This is a genomic window from Pseudosulfitobacter pseudonitzschiae (genome assembly GCF_900129395.1).
GTDB classification, from domain to species: domain Bacteria; phylum Pseudomonadota; class Alphaproteobacteria; order Rhodobacterales; family Rhodobacteraceae; genus Pseudosulfitobacter; species Pseudosulfitobacter pseudonitzschiae.
This window is the reverse complement of the sequence record NZ_FQVP01000005.1, coordinates 565,076-572,883: the sequence shown is the minus strand read 5'-3', so window position 1 is coordinate 572,883 and position 7,808 is coordinate 565,076. Positions and strand designations below refer to the sequence as shown.

Below are 7,808 nucleotides of genomic sequence, written 5' to 3'. Positions count from 1 at the left end.
CAAACATGGGCAACGGCGGGATGACCCCCGCCCAGAAACTGAGAATGGCCGCGTAAATTCTACGACCAAGCCCCCGCAAAAACGGGGGGATTACCGCTTCTCCAGTTGAGCCAGAAGACGCCGTATCCTACACGCAAGTTGGAGCGCAAATATTCTTCCGCCCGGACACCAGTTACGATGCCAGTTTAACCGAAAAAGGTCGCCCAAAGCTGCATGCGACCAAGTCTTTTTTTGGGAATGCAAAGCACTTCCAGACGGAACAAGAATTAAGAGATGACGCACATCAGTGGGAATCGGTGAAGCGACAAACCTGCAAATTCAATGCAGCGACCTTATCTAGCCCAGTGTTTGACATTCAACACCACGCTCGCTTGCACGGGGGATCAGGAAAACGTGATGCTTCAGTGCCATACGCCTTGATCGTAACGATTAAAGAACAGGGCAACACGGAACTCTATAACGACGTACTCGCGGCTCATACGACGCTGCGAGCAATGGTTCCCGGCATCACTGTTCCAGTGGTTTAAACGTAGCAGGTTGAACCTCCCCATTGGATTTGGCTCCGATGGGGAGCAAGTGTAAGAGTGGCTTAACCACAAAAGCCTTGTCCGCGATGAGTAAGTTCCCCAGAGTTTGACCCAGACCGGCTAGTATTCCCCCTATTTTCATAAGTTTGTGCATTTTTTCCCAAGCTTTAGTTACGAGTTCGATTCTCGTTACCCGCTCCAGATCAAATCACGACATCACCGAACGGGGCAAAGGATTTCCGCGCCTGCTTGATCTCTTTATATCTTCAAGGTGGTGAGCGTGAAATGCAGGGCTGCCCGCTGTGGCTTTGAAGGTAACGCCAATTCCCTTCGCCAAAGAAAAACGGCGCTCCCTCATGGAAACGCCGTTTTATCATCGTCAGGTCGATTAGATCAGGCCACGTTCTGCGCCAGCCCTGCCCCCAACCGCTGCGCCAGTTGCGGTGGCAGCAGGCGTTTGGCCGAGACGCGCAGGCGTTTCATCTCGGGGATGATCCGGTCCGCACCGTAAAGGTCGAGGTATTCGAGATAGTTGTCGAACCCCTTGCGGCCGACGTAGTCAATGAACGTCTCGGACGCGGCACCGTTCGCCAGGATCTCGTCGTGAAGCTCGGTCTCGACGTGGTAATAGGTGAACTCGGGCGGCATTTCCGACAGCGGCACAAAGCGGATCGTGTCACCGTTGACCATCGCACCAGCGTTGACGACCATGTCGTCCAGGATCATGCCGTGATCCGCCGTCAGATACAGATCGGTATGCGGCAAACCCTGTCCAAACGCGCCCGCGGAAATGCAGACCGGTGCGTGCTTTTCCGGCAGCGCCATGTTGCGAAACTGGCGATAGGTCTGGCGCGCCATCCATTTCACTTCGACGGTGCGCCCGTCGGCGGTGGTGACCAGATCGCCGATCCGCAGATCCTCGACCGCCGTTTCGCCCGATGGCGTGGCGATGCGCGTGCCCGTCAGGAAACAGTTCGCAACCTCCGCGTTTTCGGGGACCGAATTGAATGTCCATGACGCAGTGTCGACAAACACGCTCAGGTCGTCATAGGAAATATCGTAGGGGATATAATAATCCGTACCGCCACCATAAAAAATAGCGTAATCATTTCCATTTATCGTGACCGTCGTTCCGTCATAAAGAAAACCCGGGCTAGTAAAGTAATCTGTACTGTCGATGTTACCATCATCGTTGGCATCAAAGACTGTGCTGTCATAGGAATAGTTTTCCACGTCACCAGGAACGTCTGTCGCATTTGAGCCGTCATAATATAAAAAGTGCGTTGTGATTAGAACTGCCATTGAGCCTGCTCTCGTTAACCTAAAATGCCTCTGCGGAACGCCGGAAGCTTATCCAACATATTCAATTTATCGCTTGCCCCCTTTTTGCACAAGCAAGGTCGCATGCGTGTTGAAAATGCTTTTCGATGCCATCGCGTCCGTTGTTTTGGCAACACACGCAAACGGCGAACCGACTTGCCACAACGCTTGTTTCAGTTTTGCCAACTCAGTCAGAACACAAAATCCGTAGCATCCAGCACAGTGTGATCCACCCCCAGCATTACAACCGTCACATCGCCAAAGGTCAACCGCACATCGGCCCCCAGATCGGTTATGGTCAGGTCGTCCATGGACCCGGCCCCGGTGACGATCCTGATACGGTCCACGCCGTCTTCGAAATCGGTGATGGTGTCGGCGCCGTCTCCGGCCTTGAACACAAACAGATCCGCCCCCGCGCCACCCGTCAGCGTGTCATTGCCTTGGTTGCCCGCCAGCCGGTCGCTGCCTGCATCGCCAAACAGCATGTCATCGCCCCAATTGCCATAAAGCGCGTCCTTGCTGTCGCCGCCATACAGCGTGTCATCGCCCCGCCCGCCGTCCAGCACGTCACGCGACCGTCCCCCGTCCAGCAGATCGCGACCACGCCCGCCGGTCAGCCGGTCGCGGTTGCTGCCGCCGCTGAGGGTGTCGTGGCCTGTGCCGCCATCCAGCGTGTCATTGCCCCGCAGCCCGCTCAGGTCATCGTCCCCGTCCATCCCGTCCAGCCTATCATTGCCATCATGGCCCATAAGCGTGTCGTTCAGCGCACCCAGAAACAGATGGTCATCGCCCGCCGTGCCATCCACCGGAACCGGGTCGACGGTCAGGATCTGCGCCATGACGTCGTCCGCGCCATCCCGCAGCGCCGTGTATGTCACCAACAGCCGCCCGTCTGCCAGTTCCGCCAATTGCGGCTGGGCCGATCCGTCGGCGTCCTCCAGCGTCAATGCCAGTTGCGTGCCCACGGCCAGCCCCGTATCCGTGTAACGCTGGGCAAAGACCTGGGCCGTGCCGGCATAGACGGTCCAGAACACCACGAACCCGCCCGCCGAGAGGGCCAGCGCATCGCCCTGCACCTCGTAGCGCGTCTGATCGCTGGTCACGTCGATCACGCTCAGCGCCGTGCCGGTCGCGTCAAAGAGGGTCGCCTGCAAATCGCCGTTACTGGCCAACATGACGAAACCGCCGCTGTGCAGCGCGTGAAGGTCTGGGGCATAGACCGTGGTGCTCAGCAGGATCTGTGGCGACACAATGCCTGTGTCCGCATCATAGATATGCGCAACCTCATGACCATCCGCATTGCGATAACCGATGACAAAGCGGTCGCCCGCTCCGGCCAATTGGATCACGCGCGTTTCGCTGTTTTCCTTGGCGTCCGTACCGATCAGCAGCGGCGTGGCCGCGGCCCCCGGCGACAGCTCTATCAGGTAAACCGATGTTCCCGAAGTATAGGTCGCCACCTGCCCCGAAAGCCGCACATTGCTTTGCCAGCCGGCGTCGGTGTCGTGCAACGCGAATACGTCCGTCGGTCCCGACACATCGTCAAAGCTGCGTCCCAACACGTCCATGTCACCGGCATCCAAGCGGTGCCAAACCACCGTATAGCCGCCATCATAAGCCCACACATCAGGTTGCAGATCCCGACCCGACAACTCGGTATTGACCCTGAAATCCGCGCCCACCTTGGTGCCCGTGGCGTCATAGCGGCAGGCATAGATGTCGTAGCTGCCGTCATGGGCCGAAGCCCAGCTGACGACAAAGCCGCCATCAGACAGGGCCGCCACTTCGCCGCGTGTCTGCATCCCCGACGTAACGGTGTTGATCGTGAATTCAGACAGGCTGCGTGTCCAAGACATTGGTGGTCCTTTGATCCGGCTTGGCGCAAGGCTCAAGATCGTTGCGCAGAGTCAAACTATACGAGTCCCACCACCCGACAACCCCTGGGGCGGATCTGTTAACCATTTTCAATTAAAGGATGAATCGGCGCAGCGCCGCGAACGGAAAAGGGCCAGCGCATGGTGCACTGGCCCCTTTCAATGTGCTGTCCGGTCGGTCTCAGCCGATCAGAACCTCGCCGAATTCCTCGCGCAGGTTGCGCTTCAGAACCTTGCCCGTTGCATTGCGCGGCAACACATCGGTGAACACCACGCGGTCGGGGATCTGCCATTTGGCGATCTTGTCTTCGAAGATGGCCAGAATTTCCGCCTCGGACGGGTCCTGCCCCTCGGCCTTGACCGCGACCAGAACGGGCCGTTCGTCCCATTTCTCGTGGCGCGCGCCGATCACGGCCGCATCTGCCAGCTTGGGGTGCGCAATCGCGATGTTTTCCAGGTCGACCGAGCTGATCCATTCACCACCCGATTTGATGATGTCCTTGGACCGGTCCTTGATGCTGAGGTAACCGTCAGCGTCCAGCGTCGCCACATCGCCCGTGTCGAACCAGCCGTTGGTCAGCGTCTCTTCGGTGGATTTGCGGAAATAGCTGTCCAGAATCCAATGCCCACGCACGTGCAGATCGCCTTGGGTCTTGCCGTCGTTGGGCAGCGTCTTGCCCTCTTCGTCCACGATCTTCAGCTCGACACCAAAGGGCGGCCGGCCCTGGTTTTCGCGCATCTTGTACCGCGCTTCGTCGCTCAGCTTGTCGTGTTTGGCCAGCAGTTGGTTGACCGAACCCAAAGGCGACATTTCCGTCATGCCCCAGGCGTGGATGGTCTCGACGCCAAAGTTCTCGCGGAAGGCGGTGATCATCGACGGCGGACAGGCCGAGCCGCCAATGACGGTGCGCTCCAGCGTTTCCAGCTTGCTGCCGGATTTCAGCGCCTCGTTCACCAACCCCAGCCAGATCGTCGGCACACCCAAAGCCACCGAAACCTTGTAGGTGTCGATCAGCTTGACCAGCGACGCCCCGTCCAGCCCCGGCCCCGGCAGCACCATCGACGCCCCCGTCATGGCACAGGCATAGGGCGTGCCCCATGCGTTGACGTGGAACATCGGCACCACGGGCAGCACCCGCTTGGTGGCCGACAGGTCCAGGCTGTCGGGCAGCGCCGCAACAAGGCTGTGCAGAACGGTCGAGCGGTGGGAATACAACACGCCCTTGGGATTGCCGGTGGTGCCCGAGGTATAGCACAGCGACGAGGCTGTGTTCTCGTCCAGATCGGGCCAGTCGAAATCGGCGTCACCGGTGGCGATCAGGTCGTCATAGAACTGCAGCCCCTCGATGGCGGCAGCGGCCTCGTCATCGCGGCCTTCCATCAGGACGATGTGTTTCAGATTGGGACACTTGTCACGGATCGCAGCGATCAGCGGCACGAAGGTCTTGTCAATGAACAGGACCTGGTCATCGGCATGGTTGATAATGTAAACCAGCTGCTCGGGGAACAGACGCGGGTTGATCGTGTGACAAACAAAGCCCGCACCCGAGACGCCGAAATAGATCTCCAGATGGCGGCGGTTGTTCCATGCAATCGTACCGCACCGCGCTTGCGGCTCAAGCCCCAGTTTGGTCAGCGCATCGCCCAGACGATGGGCATTGGCACCCACATCGCGCCAGCTTGTCGTCTCGACACCACCCGCTGTCTGAACCGAGACAATCTCGGTGTCGCCGTGATACCGCGCGGCGTGTTCCACGAGCGAAGAAATCGTCAAAGGGGCAGTCATCATTTGGCCAAGCATGGGCACGTCCTCCATAGCATACAGAGGTACGCCGCCTGACCTGTTGTCCTGCTGCGTTGTCCTCCCGTTGGGTTCGACTTTGCCAATCAGATGCAGGGCTTGCAAGCGCCAGCGCACAGATTTACGCATCGTCAAATGGACATAGCTTACCACACACCGCTCAGCGCGCAGCAACAGGCCAGCCTCGGCATCAGCCCCGCCACCCCGCTGGCCGTGGCCGACCGCGTACATCACGACGATCTGGACACGCTGAACCACGTCAACAACACCCGCTATTTCGTCTGGTTCGAACGGCTGCGCATCCGGCATATGCGGATGTATGGGATCGGCAAGCTGAACGACCCCGCCAGCCCCCGCATCGTCATCCGTTCGGGCGAGGTGCGCTTTATTGAGGAAATCCGCGCAGGTACCGATTACGTCGTGACCACCGCCTGCAGCGCGCTGCGCACAACCTCGATGACGCTGGATCAGGCGATCTGGGCCGAAGGACGCCAACGCGCGACCTTCCGCTGCGTGATGGTGCTGCTGACGCAGGACGGATCAGAAAGGTTGCCGATCCCGCAGGACATCCGTGCAAAGCTGATCGCGGACGGCGCAGTCGAAAGCTGAACCCGTCCGCCTCTTTGGCTCAAAAACTCCCCCGCGGAGCCTGGAATTTCCGCAGAGAAATCAAACAATCATATGTGCCGACAGGCATTCCGCCTAATTGCGGTGCCGGTGGATAAAGTCCACCAGCCCGCGTGTCGAGCCATCCTTGCCCTCGGCGCTTTCGCGCCCCTCGACCACGGGCTGCAAGGCGGTCGCCAGTTCCTTGCCCAACTCGACCCCCCATTGGTCATAGGAGTTGATGCCCAGGATCACCCCCTCGACAAACACACGATGCTCATAGAGTGCCACGATCATGCCCAGCGTCTCGGGGTCCAGCAACGGATAGGCCAGCGTCACCGAGGGCCGGTTGCCCGGAAACACCCGGTGCGCTGCCTGACGCTCCAGTTCGCCCCCTGTAAACTTGTCCGCCACCTTGGCCCGCGCCTCGTCCAGCGACCGGCCCCGCATCAGCGCCTCGGATTGGGCCAGGCAGTTGGCCACCAGCAGATCATGGTGGTGGCGCAACTCGGCCTCGTGGCCTTGGGCGGCGATCATGAATTCACAAGGGATCACGTCGGTGCCCTGATGGATCAGCTGATAGAACGCATGTTGCCCGTTGGTGCCTGGTGCCCCCCAGACCACGGGGCCGCTTTCAACGGCCACGGCCTTGCCATCCATCGTCACCGACTTGCCGTTGCTCTCCATCTCCAATTGCTGGAAATAGGCAGGCAGCAGCGCCAGCCGCTGGTCATAGGGCAGCACCGCGCGGGTGGCATAGCCCAGGACCTGTCGGTGCCACATCCCCACCAGCGCATGCATCAGGGGCATATTTTCCACGCCCTCGGCGGCACAGAAATGCCGATCCATCGCCTGCCCGCCGCGCAGGAAGGCATCAAAGGCCTTTGGCCCGACAGCGATCATCACGCTTAGGCCAATCGGCCCCCACATCGAATAGCGCCCGCCAACCCAGTCCTCGAAGCCGAACACGCGTTCGGCCGGAATACCGAAATCGGCGGTCTTTTCCATATTCGTCGACAGCGCCGCGAATTGCTGCGTGGGATCGCCGCCATGGTCCTGCATCCACGCGCGCGCGGTGCGCGCGTTGGTCATGGTTTCGATGGTGGTAAAGGTTTTTGAGGCGACAATCACCAGTGTGGTCTTTGCATCCAGCCCCTGCAAGGTATCGGCAATATGCGCGCCGTCCACGTTCGACACGAAATGCACCCGCGGCCCATCATGATAGGGCGCAAGCGCCTGCGTGGCCATCGCTGGCCCCAGGTCAGAGCCGCCAATGCCGATGTTGATCACGTCGGTGATGTCCGACCCGCGCACCGCATCCGCATAGGCCCGCATCCGCGCCAGCGTGTCCAGCACGCCCGGCATCACGTCCGCGCCGTCAACCATGACAGCACTGCCGTCCAGATTGCGCAAAGCGGTGTGCAGGACGGCCCGCCCCTCGGTCTGGTTGATCGCCGCGCCCGCGAACATCGCATCACGTTTCGCCTGCCAGCCGGCGCCATCCGCAAGGGCCAGCAACTGATCGCGTGTGTCATCGTCCAGGTTGGTCTTGGAATAATCCAGCCGCATATCGCCCTTCTGCGCGCTGAAACGGTCCGCGCGATCCGGATCGGCCTCGAACAGGTCCAGCATATGGCGGTCTGCCACGGCTGCGGCTTTTGCTTTCAACTCAGTCCACAT

General features: G+C 59.9%; 5 protein-coding genes. 1 reads left to right on the top strand and 4 read right to left on the bottom strand.

Annotated features, from left to right (window positions below; all coding sequences use genetic code 11):
• Positions 1 to 920: 920 nt before the first annotated feature.
• The 3 genes from BUC08_RS17375 to BUC08_RS17365 form a co-directional block, all read right to left on the bottom strand.
• On the bottom strand, positions 921 to 1,829 hold the full coding sequence (locus tag BUC08_RS17375) for a Hint domain-containing protein (protein WP_083604361.1): 909 nt from the start codon (positions 1,827 to 1,829) through the stop codon (positions 921 to 923).
• Between the two features lie 209 nt (positions 1,830 to 2,038).
• On the bottom strand, positions 2,039 to 3,703 hold the full coding sequence (locus BUC08_RS17370) for a calcium-binding protein (RefSeq protein WP_051694567.1): 1,665 nt from the start codon (positions 3,701 to 3,703) through the stop codon (positions 2,039 to 2,041).
• A gap of 199 nt (positions 3,704 to 3,902) precedes the next feature.
• On the bottom strand, positions 3,903 to 5,522 hold the full coding sequence (locus tag BUC08_RS17365; RefSeq protein ID WP_037928920.1) for a long-chain-fatty-acid--CoA ligase: 1,620 nt from the start codon (positions 5,520 to 5,522) through the stop codon (positions 3,903 to 3,905).
• A 135-nt stretch (positions 5,523 to 5,657) separates the two neighbouring features.
• On the opposite strand from BUC08_RS17365, the gene BUC08_RS17360 reads away from it, so the two are divergent.
• Positions 5,658 to 6,131 carry an acyl-CoA thioesterase gene (locus BUC08_RS17360; protein ID WP_037928639.1) on the top strand — a complete coding sequence of 158 codons (474 nt, stop codon included), beginning with the start codon at positions 5,658 to 5,660 and terminating at the stop codon, positions 6,129 to 6,131.
• Positions 6,132 to 6,224: 93 nt separating this feature from the next.
• On the opposite strand, the gene pgi is transcribed toward BUC08_RS17360, so the two are convergent.
• Positions 6,225 to 7,808 carry a glucose-6-phosphate isomerase gene (pgi, locus tag BUC08_RS17355; protein WP_037928643.1) on the bottom strand — a complete coding sequence of 528 codons (1,584 nt, stop codon included), beginning with the start codon at positions 7,806 to 7,808 and terminating at the stop codon, positions 6,225 to 6,227.